The organism is Leifsonia sp. EB41, from assembly GCF_041262565.1.
Classification (GTDB): Bacteria; Actinomycetota; Actinomycetes; order Actinomycetales; family Microbacteriaceae; genus Leifsonia.
The window spans coordinates 770,326-788,050 of sequence record NZ_JBGCCJ010000001.1 but is presented as its reverse complement, the minus strand read 5'-3'; the positions used below and the strand labels follow the sequence as shown (position 1 = coordinate 788,050).

Sequence of the window (17,725 nt, the reverse complement as noted above, 5' to 3'; positions counted from 1 at the left end):
CCGCGCTGTCCCGTTCCGCTGTGCGCGGACGGGGGAGCGCGGCCTCCGCCCGTTCGGGGATGATGAGCGCATGGTCCGACGGAGCTTACGGTGAAAATGGCCGACGACGAGTTCGATGCGCTGGTGGACGATGTGTACGACAGCCTGCCGGATGACATGGTGCGGCCGCTGGAGAACGTGGCGATCATCATCCAGGACCAGCCGCCCGGTGCGCGGCCGCGGCTGTACGGGCTGTACACCGGGCATCCGCTGACGCGGCGCGGGGTCTACGGGTTCGGTGAGCTGCCGGACCGGATCACGCTGTTCCGCAACAACCTCGAGGCGAGCTGCGAGACCGTCGAGCAACTGCGCGCCCGCGTGCGGATCACGCTCGTGCACGAGATCGGCCACTACTTCGGCCTGGACGACGCCCGCCTCCAGGAGCTCGGCTGGGCGTGATCCAACTGACAGGACACGCCGCCTCAGCGCGGGCCGAGACGGCGTGTCGTGTCAGGTAGATCGGGTCAGACGGCGCGGAGCACGGCGACGACTTTGCCGAGGATGGTCGAGTAGTCCCCCAGGATCGGCTCGAAGTTCGAGTTGCGGGGGAGCAGCCAGGTGTGGCCGTCGCGCTGGCGGAACACCTTGACGGTGGCCTCCTCGTCGAGCATGGCCGCGACGATGTCGCCGTTCTCCGCCGTGTTCTGGGTGCGGACGACCACCCAGTCGCCGTCGCAGATGGCGGCGTCGATCATGGACTCGCCGACCACCTTGAGCATGAAGAGCTCGCCGTTGCCCACGAGCTGGCGCGGGAGCGGGAAGACCTCCTCCACCTGCTGCTCGGCGGTGATCGGGACGCCGGCGGCGATGCGGCCGACCAGCGGGACCATCGCGGCGTCGCCGACCGGGGTCTGGTTCTCGAAATCGGGTGCGGCGGCCGACGGGACGTCGATGAGGATCTCCAGCGCGCGCGGCCGGTTCGGGTCACGGCGAAGGTAGCCGCTCAGCTCGAGCTGATTGAGCTGGTGGGTGACGGACGAGAGGCTGGACAGGCCGACGGCGTCGCCGATCTCGCGCATGCTCGGCGGGTAGCCCCGCGTGCTCACGGACCGCTGGATCACGTCGAGGATGGCGAGCTGCTTCTCGCTGAGGTTCTTGCGGCGCCGCGTGCGCGGAGCCTGGTTCTCGTTCGACACGCTCGTCCCTTCGTGACCGTCGCCGTCACCCGGGGGAACCGAATGTCGGTGGTGCCTGGTTGTCTTACATCCAGACAATCGAAACTGTATCCACAGTACGGCTGCCCGACAAACATGTGTTCGAGTGTGTCTCGAAATACATGCCAGTTTTTTCGGCCGGACGAGGATTGCGGTCTCGAACATTCGAAGATATATTCGGAACAGAGCTTCGACCGAAGCCTTTGGAGGTCACGACATGAGCGCAGTGGTTATGCACAACGTTGGGATGAACAACGTCGGCGCGAGCGGCGCGCAGGCTGCCGGACGTGTTCGGCTGCGGCTCACGCGGCGCGGACGGGTCGTGCTGACGATGCTCGTCGCGCTGCCGATCGTGATCGGGGCGATGGTGTTCGCGCTCAACGGAGGAGGTGCGGCGGCCATGGGGGAGCAGACGCACGTGACCTTCCACTACGTGACGGTGCAGTCGGGGGACTCGCTGTGGTCGGTGGCGTCGCGGATCGCGCCGAACGCGGACCCGCGTGATGTGATCGCCGACCTGGTGAACCTCAACGGGCTGTCGTCGGCGGTCGTGACCCCGGGACAGCAGCTGGCCATCCCGACGCAGTACGACGCCAAGTAGGGGCGGTGGCGCTGCGGCCGAGTCGGGGCGCAGCGGAGCGTCACACGGCAGAAGCGTTCAGTGGTGCTGGCTACCATTGAGGGGTGACCTCCCTCTCCGATCTTCCGATCCGTGATGACCTGCGCGGTCGCACCCCGTACGGGGCGCCGCAGAAGGTCGTGCCCGTCGCGTTGAACGTGAACGAGAACACGCATCCGGTTCCGGAGGACGTCGCGGCCGACATCGTCGCGCGGGTCGCCGTCGCGGTGACGGGGGTGAACCGCTACCCCGACCGCGAGTTCACGGAGCTGCGGGAGGCGTTCGCCCGCTACCTCGGACACGGGCTCGCGGGCGAGCAGGTCTGGGCCGCGAACGGGTCCAATGAGGTGCTGCAGCACATCCTTCAGGCGTTCGGCGGGCCGGGGCGCAGCCTCCTCGGGTTCGCCCCCACGTACTCCATGTATCCGCTGCTGGCCTCCGGGACCGGGACGAGCTGGATCGCGGCGGGGCGCGATGCCGACTTCGAGCTGTCGCCGGAGACGGCGGCGGCCGCCGTGCGGGAGCACGATCCGGACATCGTCATCCTCTGCTCGCCGAACAACCCGACGGGCACACCGCTCTCGCTCGAGACGATCGAGGCCGTCTACACCGCGGCGCGCGGCATCGTGATCGTGGACGAGGCGTACGCCGAGTTCATGCCGGACGGCGAGCCGTCGGCACTCACGCTGCTCCCGGGCCGGGAGCGGCTGCTCATCTCGCGCACGATGAGCAAGGCCTTCGCGTTCGCGGGGGCGCGGGTCGGCTACCTGGCCGCCGATCCCGCGGTGGTCGACGCGCTGCGGCTGGTGCGGCTGCCGTACCACCTGTCCGCGCTCACGCAGGCCGCCGCCCTCGGGGCGCTCGCGCACGCGGACGAGATGCTCGCGATGGTCGGCGAGATCCGCGGACAGCGCGACCGGCTCGTGGCGGAGTTGGCCGAGCTCGGCTACCTCCCGCACCGCAGCGGCAGCAACTTCGTGCTGTTCGGCGGCGTGGACGACCCGCACGCGGTATTTGAGGCGCTGCTGGAGCGCGGCGTGCTCATCCGCGACGTCGGCATCCCGAACCACCTCCGGGTCACCGCGGGCACCGAGACCGAGACGACCGCGTTCCTGGAGGCGCTGCGCTCCCTCGGCCGCCCGTCCGGATCGGTGGCGGCCTCCGCCCAGTCGGTAAGCTCGCAGTCATGACGAATCGGACCGCCCAGCTTCAGCGCGCGACCAGCGAGTCGAGCATCGAGCTCAGCCTCGACCTCGACGGCACCGGGGCGTCCGACATCCACACGTCGGTCCCGTTCTACGACCACCTGCTGACCGCGTTCGCCAAGCACTCGCTCACCGACCTGACGGTGCGGGCGAGCGGCGACACCGACATCGACGTGCACCACACCGTGGAGGACGTCGCCATCGTCCTCGGCCAGGCCATCAAGAAGGCACTCGGCGACAAGGCGGGCATCTCCCGTTACGGCGACGCCCTCGTCCCGCTCGACGAGGCGCTCGTGCAGGCCGTCGTCGACATCTCCGGACGCCCCTACCTGGTGCACGGCGGCGAGCCGGCGGGGTTCGAGTTCCACCTGATCGGCGGGCACTTCACCGGGTCGATGGTGCGGCACGTGTTCGAGGCGATCGCGTTCAACGCCGGGCTGACCGTGCACGTCACGGTGGTCGGCGGACGGGACCCGCACCACATCGCGGAAGCCGAGTTCAAGGCGTTCGCGCGCGCGTTCCGGCAGGCGAAGGCGCTCGACCCGCTGGTGTCCGGCATCCCGTCGACCAAGGGCGCGCTGTGAGCGCACCCGACGTCGTCGTCTTCGACTACGGGACGGGCAACGTCCACTCCGCGGTCAAGGCGCTGGAGGCCGCAGGGGCGAACGTCGAGCTCACCGGCAACCGCCGCCGCGCGCAGGAGGCCGACGGCCTGTTCGTCCCCGGCGTCGGGGCGTTCGCCGCGGTCGCGGAGGCGCTGCGCCGCTCGCACGGCGACGAGGTCATCGACCGCAGGCTCGCGGGCGGCCGGCCAGTGATCGGCATCTGCGTCGGCATGCAGGTGCTGTTCGAGCACAGCGTCGAGCACGGCACTGAGGCAGAAGGGCTCGGCGAGTGGCCGGGAACGGTCGACCTGCTCCGCGCCGACGTCGTCCCGCACATGGGCTGGAACACCGTGGAGGCGCCGGAGGACTCCGTGCTGTTCGACGGCATCCGCGACGAGCGCTTCTACTTCGTCCACTCGTACGCCGCGCAGGAGTGGACCCTGGAGGCCACCGGGCCGTTCGCGCAGCCGAGGGTGACCTGGGCCGAGCACGGCTCGCGGTTCATCGCCGCGGTGGAGAACGGGCCGCTCAGTGCGACCCAGTTCCACCCGGAGAAGTCCGGCGAGGCGGGGCTGCACCTCCTGCGCAACTGGATCGGCTCGCTCTAGCGACGATCCCGACGTCCGCGATGCGGACCCGAACGACCCCGACAGAGGAAACACACGACATGAGCGAACTCACGAACACGCCCAAGCTGGTCCTGCTGCCCGCCGTCGACGTCGCCGACGGCAAGGCGGTGCGGCTGACGCAGGGCGAGGCCGGCAGCGAGACCAGCTACGGCGACCCGGTCGACGCGGCCGCCGAATGGGTGGACGCCGGCGCCGAATGGATCCACCTGGTGGACTTGGACGCAGCGTTCGGCCGGGGAGACAACCGCGACCTCCTCAAGAAGGTCATCCACCAGACCAAGGGCGTCAACATCGAGCTCTCCGGCGGCATCCGCGACGACGCGTCGCTGGAGCACGCGCTGTCGATCGGCGCGACCCGGGTCAACCTCGGCACGGCGGCGCTGGAGAACCCCGAGTGGGCGGCGAACGTGATCGGCCGGTACGGCGAGGCGATCGCAGTCGGCCTGGACGTGCGCGGGACGACGCTGGCGGCGCGCGGCTGGACGCGCGACGGCGGCGACCTCTGGGACGTGCTGGCGCGGCTGGAGGACGCCGGGTGCGCACGGTACGTCGTGACGGACGTGACCAAGGACGGCACCCTCAAGGGCCCGAACATCGACCTGCTGCGCCAGGTGATGGAGCGCACCGAGCGCCCGGTGGTGGCCTCGGGCGGCATCTCCAGCCTCGACGACATCGCCGCGCTGCGCGCGCTGGTGCCGCTGGGCCTGGAGGGCGCGATCGTCGGCAAGGCTCTCTACTCCGGGGCGTTCACCCTGCCCGAGGCGCTGGATGTCGCCGGCGACTGAGCCGGGGGACGCGGCCGAGGGGCGACCGCCGGGAGGCGGCGCCCGGCTCGACGCCGCCCGGTCCCTCCTCGACCGGCGCCGATCGGCTGGCCGGGTTCGCGGCGACGCTCGCCGGCTTCACCGCCTCGACCGGAGACTCCGCGGGCCAGGCGTGGGAGGGCCGCGAGTTCGACGAGAACCCCTTCGGCGACGACGACGGGTCGGCGCCTCCGGAGCTGCTCGGCGCCATCGCCGCGTTCCGTGCGGGTGAGGTCGGCGCCGAGGCCGTCGTGGACGCCGTGCGCGCGGTGCGCGTGCTCATCCCGCTCGTCGCCGAGCTGGGGGAGGAGGGCGTGAGCGACGCCGGACTCGCGATCGACAAGACGCAGGAGCTGTCCATCGTCACCGTCGCAGCGCCCGACGGTCGCCGCGCGCTCCCCGTGTTCTCGTCTGTGACGGCGATGCAGGCGTGGAACCCGGCCGCGCGACCGGTCCCGGCGGCCGGTCCGCGCGCCGCGCTCGCTGCTGCCTCGGAAGAGACCGAGCTCCTGGTGCTCGACCCCACCTCCGAGACCGAGTTCGTGCTGCGGCGCCCGGCGGTCTGGGCGCTCGCGCAAGGACACGCGTGGCTGCCGAGCGACCGCGACCCCGTCGTGCTGGCGGCGTTCCGGGCGTCGATCGGGTCAGAGCTCGGGGTGCTCGACGTGGAGCTGGTGGCGGGCGACCCGGGTTACCGGCTCGCCGGCGACGAGCTGGTGGTGCGGCTCATGCTCACCGCTGGCCTGACCGCCGAGGAGTTGAACGCCATCCTGTCCCGGCTCGCCCAGCGCTGGGCCGCGGACGACGCGATCGCGACGCGAGTCGACTCGCTCCGCGTGCAGCTCACCGCCGCCTCCTGACCCGCAACCGAGAAGGCGAATTCTCTGCCGCCTCGGCGGTTTTCTCCCGATTTTGCGCCTTCTCGGCGAGGGGGTGGAGGCGAGATCAGCGAGCGGTGGGGAGCATGCGGAGGGCGGCGACGACCGCGAGGACGGCGATGATCGCGACGAAGGCGACGAGCACGGGGACGAGCGGCCACAGGATGAGGGCCACGCCGACCAGGAGCACAGGCAGCGCCAGTCCGATGTAGGCGACGAGGAAGATCGCCGACAGCACCTCACCGCGACGTTCGGGCGTCGCGAGCGAGCCGGCGACGAGGATGGCCGCCCGGAACAGCAGGCCGACACCGGCGCCGGCCAGCACGCCCGCGATCAGGAACACCGTTAGCGAGTCGCCCAGCACACCGACCGCCAACCCCGCGAGCCCGATCGCGACGAGCACCACGGCCACGATCAGCGCCGTGCGCGACCGCACCGGGGCGAACACGATCTGCGAGACCGCGGACGCCGCGAACACCGAGAACGGCACCAGCCCGGCCACCAGGTGCGACGCGACATGGAAGGTGCCGGCGAGCACGCTCGGCGCGAGCGACGTGAACAGGCCGAAGACCGCGAAGCCCGCGAAGGCCGCGACGGCTGCGGCCGAGAACGTTCCGCGCGACTCCGCCGGCAGCGAGATGCGCTGCGGCCGGTACGCTGGGCGCTCCTCCGCACGCTCGACGGTCTCCGGCACCAGCGCGACCGCCAGCGCCGCGAGGGCGAGGATCACCAGGAACACGGCGTACGGCAGCAGCAGCGGCGCAGGAAGGAACTGCGCGAACACGCCGCCGATCAGCGGTCCGAGCGCCAGGCCGCCGGTGTTGACGACCGTGGAGACGGTGCTCGCCAAGCGCGGACCCTCGTCCGGCCGGGCGACCGAGCGCAGCTCGCCGAGGTGGGCCGTCGCGCTCGCGGTGAGCGCCCCGACGCCGACCCCCGAGATCAGGCGGGCGACGATGAGGCCGCTCACGTCGTTCCAGACCAGGAACAGCGCCGCCGCCGCGATCTCCAACGCGATCGCGACCAGCACCATCCGGCGCCGGCCTGCCCAGTCGCTCAGGTGCCCGATCAGGAACAGGCTCGCGATCACCCCGACCGCGTACGCGGCGAAGATCACCGTGACGACCCAGGTCGGGAAGCCGTCCCGCTGCTGGTACAGCGCGTACAGGGGCGTCGGGACGGTCGAGAACGCCATGACGGCGAGGAACGCGGCGGCGACGATCCAGAAGCCCGCCCCGTGGCGGAGGCGCCACGGACGCGCACCCGATCGCTCATCGGGGTGGGTCAGCGCAGGGGTCGGGAGGGAGGCAGGGGCTTTCATCGACATGCCGATATCCTCCGTCCGCCGTACAATCGTGTCCAACGAAAGCAATCGATACTTGTGATCGAAAGCAACGATTGCAAGGAGGGTCGGCATGGACACCCGTCAGCTCGAGTACTTCGTCGCCGTCGCCGAAGAGCTCAACTTCACCCGCGCGGCGGCGCGCGTCTTCGCCGCCCAGTCGACCGTCTCGGCCGGGGTGGCCGCCCTGGAGCGCGAGCTCGGCGCGCGGCTGTTCGAGCGCGACGCACACGGGGTCGCGCTCACCGGCGCGGGGGAGGCCGCGCTCGCCGAAGCGCGCGTCGGCCTCCAGGCGATCGAGCGGCTGCGCGATCTCGCCGCGGGCGACGGACCGCTGCGCGGGGTGGTGCGCGTCGGGATCTTCACCAACCTGACCTCCATCGACCTCCCCGGGATCATGGGCGAGTTCCGGCGCAGGCACCCGGGCGTCGACCTCCGGCTCGGACCGTCGCCGAGCGGTTCCACCGGACTGGCGGACGACGTCCGGCAGGGGCGGCTGGACATCGCCTTCTACGGCCTCCCCGACCCGGTGCCCGGCGCCGTCGTGCTGCCGCTCGCCGACGTGCCGTTCGTGGCGGTCTTCCCCGAGGGACATCCGCTCGCGGCCCGCGCCGCCGTCCCGCTCGCCGAGCTGGCCGCCGAGCGCTGGGTGGACGCGCGCGAAGGCTTCGGCAACCGGGTCGCGCTCGACCGAGCGCTCGCCGCGGCGGGGCTCACCCGCGAGGTCGCGACGGAGGTCTCCGACCTGGGCGAGATCCCGCGGTTCGTGGCCGCGGGGCTCGGCGTCGGCGCCCTCCCCGAGCTCACGGTCAACCGGGTGGCGGGCGTGGTGTTGCGCCCGTTGACGCCCGGCGTCGACTGGCGGCTGAGTGTGATCGCGCATCCCCGCCCCGGAGCGGCCGCCCGCGCCCTGCTGGAGCTGATCGCCGAGCGGTTCGGCCGGCCGGTTCCGCCTACGCTGGAGGGACCATGACCGTCTTCGCCGCTCTCGTCCTGTTCCTCAACGCCGTCTTCAACGTGATCGCCTGGCCGCGCTTCTTCGCGCGGGTCCGGTCCGACCAGCGCGCCAGGGACGCCGCGGGCCGCGCGACGGCCTTCCTCCGGGTGCACGCGGCCCTGCTCGGCGTCGCGCTCCTGCTCGCGCTGCTGTCGGCCGTCGCGGGCGTGCTGTTGCTCGTCGCCTGAGCCGGATGGGAGCATGAGTCCATGCCCATCACGATCACCGGCGACGCGGAAGCCGACGCCCTCCTCGACCAGTCCCCGTTCGCCCTGCTCGTCGGGATGATGCTCGACCAGCAGATCGCGATGGAGACCGCGTTCACCGGCCCCGCCAAGCTGCGCGACCGTCTCGGCTCGCTCGACCCGGCGGGGATCGCCGCCCTCGACCCGGACGAGCTGGTCGCGGTGATGAAGCAGACGCCGTCCGTGCACCGCTTCCCCGGATCGATGGCCGGCCGGCTGCAGTCGCTGTCCGCGGCGATCGTCGAGGACTGGGGCGGCGACACCGCCGCGATCTGGACGCAGGGCGACCCCAGCGGCGCGGAGGTGCTTCGCCGGCTGAAGGCGCTGCCCGGGTTCGGCGACCAGAAGGCGCGGATCTTCCTGGCGCTGCTCGGCAAGCAGAAGGGCCTCCAGGCGCCGGGCTGGCGGGAGGCCGCGGGCGACTACGGCACGGAGGGCTACCGCTCCGTCGCCGACATCGTCTCCCCGGAGTCGCTCACCAAGGTGCGCGAGCACAAGCGCGCGATGAAGGCCGCGGCCAAGGGCTGAGGCGCGCGGACACAGGCGGGATGTCGGCGGCCGCCGATAGCGTAGCGGTGTGTTCCTACTCGACGGTGTGATCGTCACCAGTGCCAGCGATCTGACCGAGGCGTCCAAGTGCGAGTTCGCCTTCCTGCGGACGCTCGACGTCAAGCTGGGCAGGCTGGAGAAGACCGAAGAGGTCGAGGACCCGATGTACGTGCGCTCGTCGCGGCTGGGCGACGAGCAGGAGCACCACATCCTGGAGCGTTACCGCGAGCGGTTCGGCGACGGCGTCGCGGAGATCGAGCGGCCCGAGTCGCTGACCGCCGAGAGCCTCGCGGAGGCGGTGCGGCTCACCGCGGACGCGTTCGCCCGCGGCAGCGAGGTCGTCTTCCAGGCCACGTTCTTCGACGGGTCGTTCGTGGGCTTCGCCGACTTCATCGTCCGGCTGCCGGACGGCCGCTACCGCGTCCAGGACTCCAAGCTCGCCCGCAGCGCCCGCGTCACCGCGCTGCTGCAGCTCGCGGCCTATGCCGAGCAGCTCAGGCGCACGGGCGTCGAGGTCGACGGCACCGTCGAGCTGCTGCTGGGCGACGGCTCGGTCAGCGAGCACCGGCTGTCCGACATCGAGCCGGTCTACCGCAAGCGTCGCGCGCGGCTGCTCGACATCATCGCCGCGCATGTCGCCGACCCCGGTCCTGTGCAGTGGGGCGACCCGCGGTTCACGGTCTGCGGCCGGTGCGACACCTGCGACGCGGAGATCATCGCCGCCCACGACGTCCTGCTGGTCGCGGGGATGCGCGTCACTCAGCGCGAGCGCCTCGCCGCGGCGGGCATCACGACCATCGACGCGCTCGCGGCCTCCACCGGGCCGGTCGAGGGCATCCCGGACGGCACGCTCTCGGGGCTGCGCGAGCAGGCGAGGTTGCAACTGGAGGCGGTGGAGGGCGCGCCTCCGCCGGTGCGCGTCTTCAATGCGCCCGTGCTCGCCATCCTCCCGGAGCCCGACGCGGGCGACATCTTCTTCGACTTCGAGGGTGACCCGCTCTACACGGAGGGCGCTGGCGAGCGCTGGAACCTCGACTACCTGTTCGGGCTGGTCGACCAGGAGGCCAGGTTCACGGCGTTCTGGGCGCACGACTTCGCCGAGGAGCGCGTGGCGCTGGAGCGCTTCCTGGCGTTCGTCCGCGAGCGCCGCGCCGCTCATCCCGGCATGCACATCTACCATTACGCGGCCTACGAGCAGACCCACCTGCTGTCCATCTCCGCCCGGCACGGCGTCGGCGAGGCGGAGGTGGACGGCCTGCTGCGCGACAACGTGATGGTCGACCTCTACCCGCTCGTGCGCAAGTCGGTGCGCGTCGGATCGCGGTCGTACTCCATCAAGAAACTGGAGCCGCTCTACATGGGCACCGAGCTGCGGCAGAGCGAGGTCACGAACGGCGCGGACTCCATCACCGAGTACGCGAACGCGCGCGACCTGATCGCGCTCGGCCGCTTCGACGAGGCCCAGCCGCTGCTCGACGCGCTCGGCGACTACAACCGCTACGACTGCGTGTCGACGCTCCGCCTCCGCGACTGGCTGCTGGCCCGCGCCGCCGAAGCCGGTGTCCCGATCGGCGCCGCGCCGCTGGAGGAGCTCGAGCCGGCGCCGGAGGAGTCCCCCCTGCGGGCGGGACTGCTCGGGTTCGCCGGCGACCCGCTGGACCCGCATCGCACGCCCGACCGGGAGGCGGTGGCGCTCGCCGCCGCGGCGATCGACTTCCACCGGCGCGAGCAGAAGAGCTTCTGGCAGAGCCATTTCGCCCGGCTGATCCAGCCGGTCGAAGAGTGGGCCGACACCCGCGACGTGCTCGTGCTGGAGTCCGTGCGCGTGGTGCGCGACTGGTATCTGGACGAGGGCCAGCGGGTGGAGCGGCGCGAGCTGCAGCTCTCGGGCCAGTGGGGCGCGGGCAGCGCGGTGCGGGTGAGCGAGAACTCCGGACCGTTCCTGCTCTACGAGTACCCCGGCCCGTTCCGGCTGCTGCGCGCGCAGCCCGGCGCGCGCACGGTGCGCAGCGCCGCCGTCATCGCGGTCGCCGACGACGGCTCCGTGCTGGTGCGCGAGACGCTGCCGGAGGACGTGGAGGCCTACCCGCACCTCCCGATGGCGCTCACCCCGGCGCCGCCGCCCAACACGCGCCCGCTCGCCGAAGCGGTCCGCGAGTGGGGCACCGACCTGCTCGCGGCGCGCCAACAGGACCGGTGGCCGGTGAACGCCACCGTCGACTTGCTGCGGCGCACCCCGCCGCGCACCCGGTCCGGCGCGCTGGCGCCCGAGGGGCCGGAGGACGGCAGCGGGCGCATCGCGGCCGTCACCGCGAGCCTGCTCGACCTCGACGCCTCGTACCTGGCGGTGCAGGGACCTCCCGGGACCGGCAAGTCCTACCTGGGAGCCCACGTGATCGCCCGGCTCGTGGCCGAGCACGGCTGGCGCGTCGGAGTGGTCGCCCAGTCGCACGCGGTGGTCGAGAACCTCCTCGACCGCGTCGTGGACACCGGGCTCGACGCCGCGCTCGTCGGCAAGGTGCCCAGCGGAGGCAATGGGTCCAGCGGAGCGGCCGAGGAGCCCCGGTTCACGCCGTTGCGCCGGAACGGTCACCTCGAGTTCGCTGCCGAGCGCGAGGGGCGTGGCTATGTCCTCGGCGGCACGGCCTGGGACTTCGCCAACGCCGCGCGCATCCCGCGGGGGAGCCTGGACCTGCTCGTGGTCGACGAGGCCGGCCAGTTCTCGCTCGCGTCGACCATCGCGGTGGGCGTCGCGGCACGCAACCTGCTGCTGCTCGGCGACCCGCAGCAGCTCCCGCAGGTGAGCCAGGGCAGCCATCCCGAGCCGGTCGACGGCTCTGCCCTCGGCTGGGTGAGCGCCGGCCACGACGTGCTCCCGGCCGAGCTCGGCTACTTCCTGGCCGAGAGCCGCCGGATGCACCCTGCCCTGGCGGAGTCGGTGTCCCGGCTGTCCTACGAGGGCCGGCTGCACGCGTACCCGAGCACCCGCGACCGGGAGCTCGGCGGTGTCGAGCCCGGCCTCCACCCGGTGCCGGTGGAGCACGTCGGCAACGCGACGGCCTCGCCGCAGGAGGCCGCGGCCGTCGTCCGCATCGTGGACGACCTGATCGGCCGCTCCTGGAGCGACCCTGCCGCGGGGGTGGAGGACGCGCCTCTCGGTCAGGACGACGTCATCGTCGTGACGCCGTACAACGCCCAGCTCGCCGAGGTGCGCGAGCTGCTCGACGCGGCCGGCTTCCCGCAGGTGCGGGTCGGCACGGTCGACAAGTTCCAGGGCCAGGAGGCCGCCGTCGCGATCGTCAGCCTGGCTGCGTCGTCGGCGGCCGACGTGCCGCGCGGGATGTCGTTCCTGCTGATGAAGAACCGGCTCAACGTCGCGATCTCGCGGGCGAAGTGGGCGGCGTACCTGGTGCACTCGCCCGAGCTGACCGAGTTCCTGCCGACGACCCCGGCCGGCGTGGGCGAGCTCAGCGCGTTCATCCGGCTCGTCGAGTCGCGCCCGCAGCAGGTCCGCACCGTCGCCGCGGGTGAAGGCGCTGGTGAGGCGCGGGCCTGAGAGCTACGGTGGAGGCGTGTCCCCGGAGGAACTGGAGGAGCTCGTCATCCTGCGACGAGCGCGCGACAAGATCGATCGCGAGTACGCCGAGCCGCTCGACGTCCCGACGATGGCCGCGTCTGCCTTCATGTCGCCGTCGCATTTCTCGCGCCGGTTCCGCGCCGTCTACGGCGAGACCCCCTATAGCTACCTGATGACCCGGCGGATCGAGCGCGCGATGGCGCTGCTGCGCGAGGGGATGACCGTGACCGAGGCGTGCATGGCGGTCGGCTGTACGTCGCTCGGCTCGTTCAGCTCGAAGTTCGCCGAGGTGGTGGGGGAGTCGCCGACCAGCTACCGCACCCGCGAGCACCGCGCCGTGCTCGCGATGCCCAACTGCATCGCGAAGCAGCGCACGCGGCCGGTGCGCTCGAAGCCGATCCCTGGATGATCGCACGAGGTCGAGCAGGAATGGAGAAGCGCCGCCGGCGCCGCGTTCCTAAAGTGGCCGTATGACCATTTCGCTGCAGTACTCGCACATCACCGTCACGAACCCCGAGGAGTCCCTCGCGTTCTATCGTGACGCGCTGGGCCTGGACGTCCTCAACGACGTCGAGTCGGGCGGCCACCACTGGATCACCCTCGGCGTCGCCGGTCAACCGGGCACCGAGATCGTGCTCTCCGACCCGTACGCCGGCCGGTCGCAGTCCGACGGCGACGCCATCCAGGAGCTCGTCGCCAAGGGCGTGCTGACCAACGTCGTCTTCCGCACCGAGGACGACCTCGACGGCGTGTTCGAGCGCGTGCGCGCCAGCGGCGCCGAGGTGCTCCAGGAGCCGAAGGACCAGCCGTGGGGCCCGCGCGACTGCGCCTTCCGCGACCCGTCGGGCAACATGGTGCGCATCCTGGCGTCGGCGGCGCAGCCCGCGTAAGGAGCGGTGACACGGTGTGCGCCGGAGGTCCCCCAATGGCCTCCGGCGCACACCTGCTCCCGATTCTTCCGAAGGTCGCTGCAACCAGCCAGAGCGTTCGCACCTAAAATCCGAAATCTGACGGCGCGGACTGGCGTCGTCATATTTCGGAATGCGTTTTGCCCTCCCGCTCCTCGCTTGGAAGGCTCGATGTGCCGCCAACCGTTCGCCGGCACATCCCACCCCTTCACAAGAGAGGCACAGCCATGCCCGACGCCACCCCGCCCGGAACCGTCCCCGCGCTCCCCGAGAAGCCGAAGCGCTCTAAGACCCCGTGGATCGTCGGCATCGCCGTCGTCGCGGTCCTCGCGATCGTGGGCGGCGTCGTCGCCGTCGTCAACGCCGGCAACAGCGGCTCGGCCGACGCCGCAGACACGACCGTCGCGGTGAAGATCGGGACGACCGAGCAGTCCGCGCCGTACTGGCCGATCCTCAAGAGCGAGGCCGCCAAGGAGGGCATCGACATCCAGGTCGTCGGCTTCCGCGACTACACGCAGGCCAACCCGGCGCTCGCGAACGGCCAGCTCGACCTCAACCTATTCCAGCACCTGCAGTTCCTGGCGAACTACAACGTGGAGTCCGGTCAGAACCTCGTGCCGATCGCCTCGACGTACGTCGTGCCGCTGTCGCTCTACTCGAAGAAGTTCACGTCGCTGGAGAAGCTCCCGGCCGGCGCGAAGGTCGCCATCCCGAACGATCCGACCAACCAGGCGCGAGCCCTGCTGGTGCTGCAGAAGGCCGGCCTCCTCAAGCTGAAGAACGGCGGCAGCACGCTCTCCACGCCCGCCGACATCGACGCGGCGGCGTCGAAGGTCACGGTGCTCCCGGTCGACGCGGCGCAGACGGCGCCGGCGCTCGACTCCGCGGACGCCGCGGTGATCAACAACACGTTCGTCGGCCCGGCCGGCATCGACCCGAAGTCCGCCCTGTTCCAGGACGACCCGAGGAGCTCCGCGGCCGAGCCGTACATCAACGCGTTCGTGGCCCGCGCGAAGGACAAGGACAACGCGACCTTCCTGAAGATCGCCGACCTGTACCACTCGAAGGCCGTGCAGGACGCGGTGCTCGCCGACTCGAAGAACACCGCCGTGATCGTGCAGAAGCCGCAGGCCGACCTGATCGCGATCCTTCGCTCGCTGGAGACGTCCATCAAGGCGGCGAAGTAGGCGTGAGCGCCCTCATCGAGTTCCGCGGCGTCACCAAGAGCTTCCGCTCGGGCGACGCCGCGGTCTCCGCCGTCGAGGACATCGACCTGACCATCGAGCGCGGCGAGATCTTCGGCATCATCGGCTATTCAGGTGCGGGCAAGAGCACGCTGGTGCGGCTGATCAACGCGCTGGAGCACGCGACCTCCGGCTCGGTGGTGGTGGACGGCCGCGACCTGACTACCCTGCGCGAGCGCGACCTGCGGAGCGTGCGGGCGGGGATCGGGATGATCTTCCAGCAGTTCAACCTGTTCCGCTCGCGCACCGTGTTCGCGAATATCGCCTACCCGCTCAAGGTCGCGGGCTGGCCGGCGGACAAGCGGAAGGCGCGCGTCACCGAACTGCTCGCCTTCGTCGGCCTGACCGAGAAGGCGTGGGCGTACCCCGACCAGCTCTCGGGAGGCCAGAAGCAGCGCGTCGGGATCGCCCGGGCGCTGGCGACCAACCCGGCCATCCTGCTCGCCGACGAGGCGACCAGCGCGCTCGACCCGGAGACCACCGCCGACGTGCTGGCCCTGCTCAAGCGGGTCAACGCCGAGCTCGGCGTCACCATCGTCGTCATCACGCACGAGATGGAGGTCGTCCGCTCGATCGCCGACCGCGTCGCCGTGCTCGACTCCGGCCGGATCATCGAGCTCGGGACCGTGTTCGACGTGTTCTCGAACCCGCAGACCGCGACCTCGCAGCGCTTCGTCGGCACCGTGCTGCGCAACCAGCCGGGGGAGGCCGACATCGAGCGGCTGCGAGGCAAGCACGCCGGTCGGATCGTCTCGGCGCGCATCCACGACGACGGCCGCCTCGGCGCGGTGCTCTCCGACGCGGTCGGGCGGCACGGCGTGCGATTCGAGATCGTCTACGGCGGCATCTCGGCGCTGCAGGGCCGGTCGTTCGGGAGTCTCACCCTCGAACTGCTCGGCGAGCCGGAGGCGGTGGACGCGCTGGTCGCGGAGCTGCGCACGGTGACCGAGGTCGAGGAGGTGGCGGCATGACGGACTGGTCGACGCTCTGGCCGGTGTACCTGACCTCCATCGGGCAGACGCTCTGGATGGTCGTGGCCACGCTCGTGCTCGGCGGCGTGCTCGGGCTGGCGCTCGGCGTGCTGCTGTACGCGACGCGGCCCGGCGGGCTGCTGAAGAACCGGGTGCTGTCCGCGGTGCTGAACGTGCTGGTGAACTTCGTCCGGCCGATCCCGTTCATCATCTTCATGACGGCGGTGGCGCCGCTGACCCAGGCGGTGCTGGGGACGTTCCTCGGCACGCCAGCGGCGATCTTCCCGATGACGATCGCCGCGACGTTCGCGATCTCCCGGATCGTGGAGCAGAACCTGGTCACGATCGACCCCGGTGTGATCGAGGCGGCGCGCGCGATGGGGTCGAGCCCGTGGCGGATCATCTCCACCCTGCTCATCCCGGAGGCGCTCGGCCCGCTCATCCTGGGCTACACGTTCGTGTTCGTCGCGATCGTGGACCTGTCCGCCGTCGCCGGCAGCCTCGGCGGCGGAGGCCTGGGCGACTTCGCGATCTCGTACGGCTACCAGCGCTACGACTGGGTCGTCACCTGGGTCGCCGTCCTGACCATCGTCGTCCTGGTCCAGCTCGCCCAGTTCCTGGGCAACCGCCTGGCCCGCAAGGCCCTCCGCCGCTGACCCCGTCCACCGCCGCCGAAGCGTGACTAATCGCGGAAATCCTGGGCTGGATTCCCGCGATTAGTCACGTCTCGGCGGGGTGTAGCGGCCGAGGGGGCGGAGACGGAGCGGGGGCTCGCGGTATTCGGCGAGGGCGTGGACGGTCCAGCCGGCGGTGCGGGCGGTCGCGAAGATCACCTCGCCGGCGTCGTCGGGCATGCCGGCGGCGAGGGAGAGGGCGGCGAGGGCGAGGTCCACGTTCGGGGCGGCGCCGGTGCGGTCCCGGAGCAGCGCGGCCAGGGCGTCGACGGCGGCCACGACCGGTTCGGCGGCGGGGACGGCGGCGAGCATCCCGAGCAGGATCCGCGCGCGTGGGTCTCCCGCAGGATAGAGCGGCTGCCCGAAACCGGGGACGGGACCGCGCCCGTCCACCACGGCGTCGGCGACGACCCGGGCGGGCTCCTCGCCGGCGGCGACCCGGGCGAGCATCCGGTGGGCGGCGCGGCTGGCGTTGCCGTGCAGCGGGGAGTCGAGGGCGCCGAGGCCGGCCACGACCACGGCGTACGGGGTCGCGCGCGCGGAGGCGGCGGCGCGGGCCGCGAGCGTGGAGACGGCGAGGTCGTGGTCGAGGAGGAGGACGAGGGCGGCGTCGAGGGTGCGGAGCGCCTCGGGCGACGGGGTCTGCGGGGAGAGGCGCGACCAGAGCTCGGCGGCGAGGGTCCGGCCCGCGGGCGCGGACTTCACCGGCAGCACCGCGACCATGCCCGCGATCAGCCGTTCTGCCGCGCCCGCCACGGCCTCCGGATCGAGGGAGGTCCGGAGCGGGTCGGCCGCGGCCAGGGCGGTGACAGCGACGAGCTGCCGGTCGCGGTCTCCCGCGCCGGGCGGGAGGGCGTCCGCGACCCGGCGGGCCGCATCCAGCCCGGGGCCGGGCGCGAACCGCACCGACGGATCCCACCGCCCGGTGAGCGCCCAGTGCGCGACGACCTCGAACGGCTCCCGCGCCAGCTCCGCGGCGGGGCGGCCGCGGTAGTACAGCTCGCCGTCGTCGATCAGCGCGAAGTCCGTCTCGATCACCATCAGCGGCCGGCCCTCCGAGCGCGCCGGCTCGGGGGCGGCCCGGCGGCGGCGCGTGGAGGCGAACGCCTCCACCTCCAGCGGGTCGAAGCTCGAACCGGCCGACGTGCGCTCGCGGGTGAGGAGACCGCGCGCGACGTACGCGTAGAGCGTCTCGAGTTTGACGCCGAGGCGCTCGGCGGTCTGTTCGGCGCTGAGCCGCGGGAGGTCGCTCATATTGATCCGATCAACGTTGACGTGCGTAGAAT

19 protein-coding genes are annotated in these 17,725 nt (G+C 71.7%); 16 read left to right on the top strand and 3 right to left on the bottom strand.

The genetic code is table 11. The features are described 5' to 3' along the window. Positions 1–96 precede the first annotated feature (96 nt). Positions 97–438, top strand: a complete 342-nt coding sequence (locus tag ABH923_RS03830) for a metallopeptidase family protein (RefSeq protein ID WP_370054053.1) — start codon at positions 97–99, stop codon at positions 436–438. A 65-nt stretch (positions 439–503) separates the two neighbouring features. Here ABH923_RS03830 and lexA read toward each other — a convergent pair whose 3' ends face one another. Further along, positions 504–1,175 carry a transcriptional repressor LexA gene (gene lexA, locus ABH923_RS03825; protein WP_370054052.1) on the bottom strand — a complete coding sequence of 224 codons (672 nt, stop codon included), beginning with the start codon at positions 1,173–1,175 and terminating at the stop codon, positions 504–506. Positions 1,176–1,410: 235 nt separating this feature from the next. Between lexA and ABH923_RS03820 the strand changes: the two genes are divergently transcribed. From ABH923_RS03820 to ABH923_RS03795, 6 genes are all read left to right on the top strand, one after another. Next, on the top strand, positions 1,411–1,794 hold the full coding sequence (locus tag ABH923_RS03820; RefSeq protein WP_370054051.1) for a LysM peptidoglycan-binding domain-containing protein: 384 nt from the start codon (positions 1,411–1,413) through the stop codon (positions 1,792–1,794). An 83-nt stretch (positions 1,795–1,877) separates the two neighbouring features. Then, the gene (locus ABH923_RS03815; RefSeq protein ID WP_370054050.1) at positions 1,878–3,002 is read left to right on the top strand and encodes a histidinol-phosphate transaminase; all 1,125 of its coding nucleotides are present in this window, start codon (positions 1,878–1,880) and stop codon (positions 3,000–3,002) included. After that, positions 2,999–3,601, top strand: a complete 603-nt coding sequence (gene hisB, locus ABH923_RS03810) for an imidazoleglycerol-phosphate dehydratase HisB (protein WP_370054049.1) — start codon at positions 2,999–3,001, stop codon at positions 3,599–3,601. Before ABH923_RS03815 ends, hisB begins: the two co-directional genes overlap by 4 nt. Then, on the top strand, positions 3,598–4,230 hold the full coding sequence (hisH, locus tag ABH923_RS03805) for an imidazole glycerol phosphate synthase subunit HisH (protein WP_370054048.1): 633 nt from the start codon (positions 3,598–3,600) through the stop codon (positions 4,228–4,230). The genes hisB and hisH overlap by 4 nt, the downstream gene beginning before the upstream one ends. Before the next feature lie 59 nt (positions 4,231–4,289). Continuing rightward, positions 4,290–5,036 (top strand): bifunctional 1-(5-phosphoribosyl)-5-((5-phosphoribosylamino)methylideneamino)imidazole-4-carboxamide isomerase/phosphoribosylanthranilate isomerase PriA, encoded by a 747-nt coding sequence (priA, locus tag ABH923_RS03800; protein ID WP_370054047.1) that lies wholly within the window; start codon positions 4,290–4,292, stop codon positions 5,034–5,036. A gap of 86 nt (positions 5,037–5,122) precedes the next feature. Then, positions 5,123–5,914: an SseB family protein gene (locus tag ABH923_RS03795; protein ID WP_370057288.1), complete on the top strand. Its 792-nt coding sequence runs from the start codon at positions 5,123–5,125 to the stop codon at positions 5,912–5,914. Between the two features lie 85 nt (positions 5,915–5,999). Here the strand turns inward: ABH923_RS03795 and ABH923_RS03790 are convergent, their stop codons facing one another. Next, positions 6,000–7,259, bottom strand: a complete 1,260-nt coding sequence (locus ABH923_RS03790) for an MFS transporter (RefSeq protein WP_370054046.1) — start codon at positions 7,257–7,259, stop codon at positions 6,000–6,002. A gap of 88 nt (positions 7,260–7,347) precedes the next feature. Between ABH923_RS03790 and ABH923_RS03785 the strand changes: the two genes are divergently transcribed. The 9 genes from ABH923_RS03785 (at position 7,348) to ABH923_RS03745 (ending at position 16,421) form a co-directional block, all read left to right on the top strand. Continuing rightward, positions 7,348–8,247, top strand: coding sequence for a LysR family transcriptional regulator (locus ABH923_RS03785; RefSeq protein ID WP_370054045.1), 900 nt, complete (start codon positions 7,348–7,350; stop codon positions 8,245–8,247). Beyond that, entirely contained in the window at positions 8,244–8,459 is a 216-nt protein-coding gene (locus tag ABH923_RS03780; RefSeq protein WP_370054044.1) for an SCO4848 family membrane protein, read from the top strand. Before ABH923_RS03785 ends, ABH923_RS03780 begins: the two co-directional genes overlap by 4 nt. A gap of 21 nt (positions 8,460–8,480) precedes the next feature. Next, entirely contained in the window at positions 8,481–9,044 is a 564-nt protein-coding gene (locus tag ABH923_RS03775) for an HhH-GPD-type base excision DNA repair protein (RefSeq protein ID WP_370054043.1), read from the top strand. A gap of 49 nt (positions 9,045–9,093) precedes the next feature. Then, positions 9,094–12,621: a TM0106 family RecB-like putative nuclease gene (locus tag ABH923_RS03770; protein ID WP_370054042.1), complete on the top strand. Its 3,528-nt coding sequence runs from the start codon at positions 9,094–9,096 to the stop codon at positions 12,619–12,621. A 16-nt stretch (positions 12,622–12,637) separates the two neighbouring features. Further along, the gene (locus ABH923_RS03765; RefSeq protein ID WP_370054041.1) at positions 12,638–13,051 is read left to right on the top strand and encodes a helix-turn-helix transcriptional regulator; all 414 of its coding nucleotides are present in this window, start codon (positions 12,638–12,640) and stop codon (positions 13,049–13,051) included. Positions 13,052–13,112: 61 nt separating this feature from the next. Then, positions 13,113–13,532 (top strand): VOC family protein, encoded by a 420-nt coding sequence (locus ABH923_RS03760; RefSeq protein WP_345834641.1) that lies wholly within the window; start codon positions 13,113–13,115, stop codon positions 13,530–13,532. A 245-nt stretch (positions 13,533–13,777) separates the two neighbouring features. Continuing rightward, entirely contained in the window at positions 13,778–14,737 is a 960-nt protein-coding gene (locus tag ABH923_RS03755; RefSeq protein WP_370054040.1) for a MetQ/NlpA family ABC transporter substrate-binding protein, read from the top strand. 2 nt (positions 14,738–14,739) lie between these two features. Further along, a complete protein-coding gene (locus tag ABH923_RS03750; protein ID WP_370054039.1) occupies positions 14,740–15,765 on the top strand; it encodes a methionine ABC transporter ATP-binding protein in 1,026 nt (341 codons plus the stop codon). Beyond that, on the top strand, positions 15,762–16,421 hold the full coding sequence (locus tag ABH923_RS03745) for a methionine ABC transporter permease (protein ID WP_370054038.1): 660 nt from the start codon (positions 15,762–15,764) through the stop codon (positions 16,419–16,421). Before ABH923_RS03750 ends, ABH923_RS03745 begins: the two co-directional genes overlap by 4 nt. A gap of 60 nt (positions 16,422–16,481) precedes the next feature. Here ABH923_RS03745 and ABH923_RS03740 read toward each other — a convergent pair whose 3' ends face one another. After that, positions 16,482–17,693 (bottom strand): citrate/2-methylcitrate synthase, encoded by a 1,212-nt coding sequence (locus ABH923_RS03740; RefSeq protein WP_370054037.1) that lies wholly within the window; start codon positions 17,691–17,693, stop codon positions 16,482–16,484. Positions 17,694–17,725 lie beyond the last annotated feature (32 nt).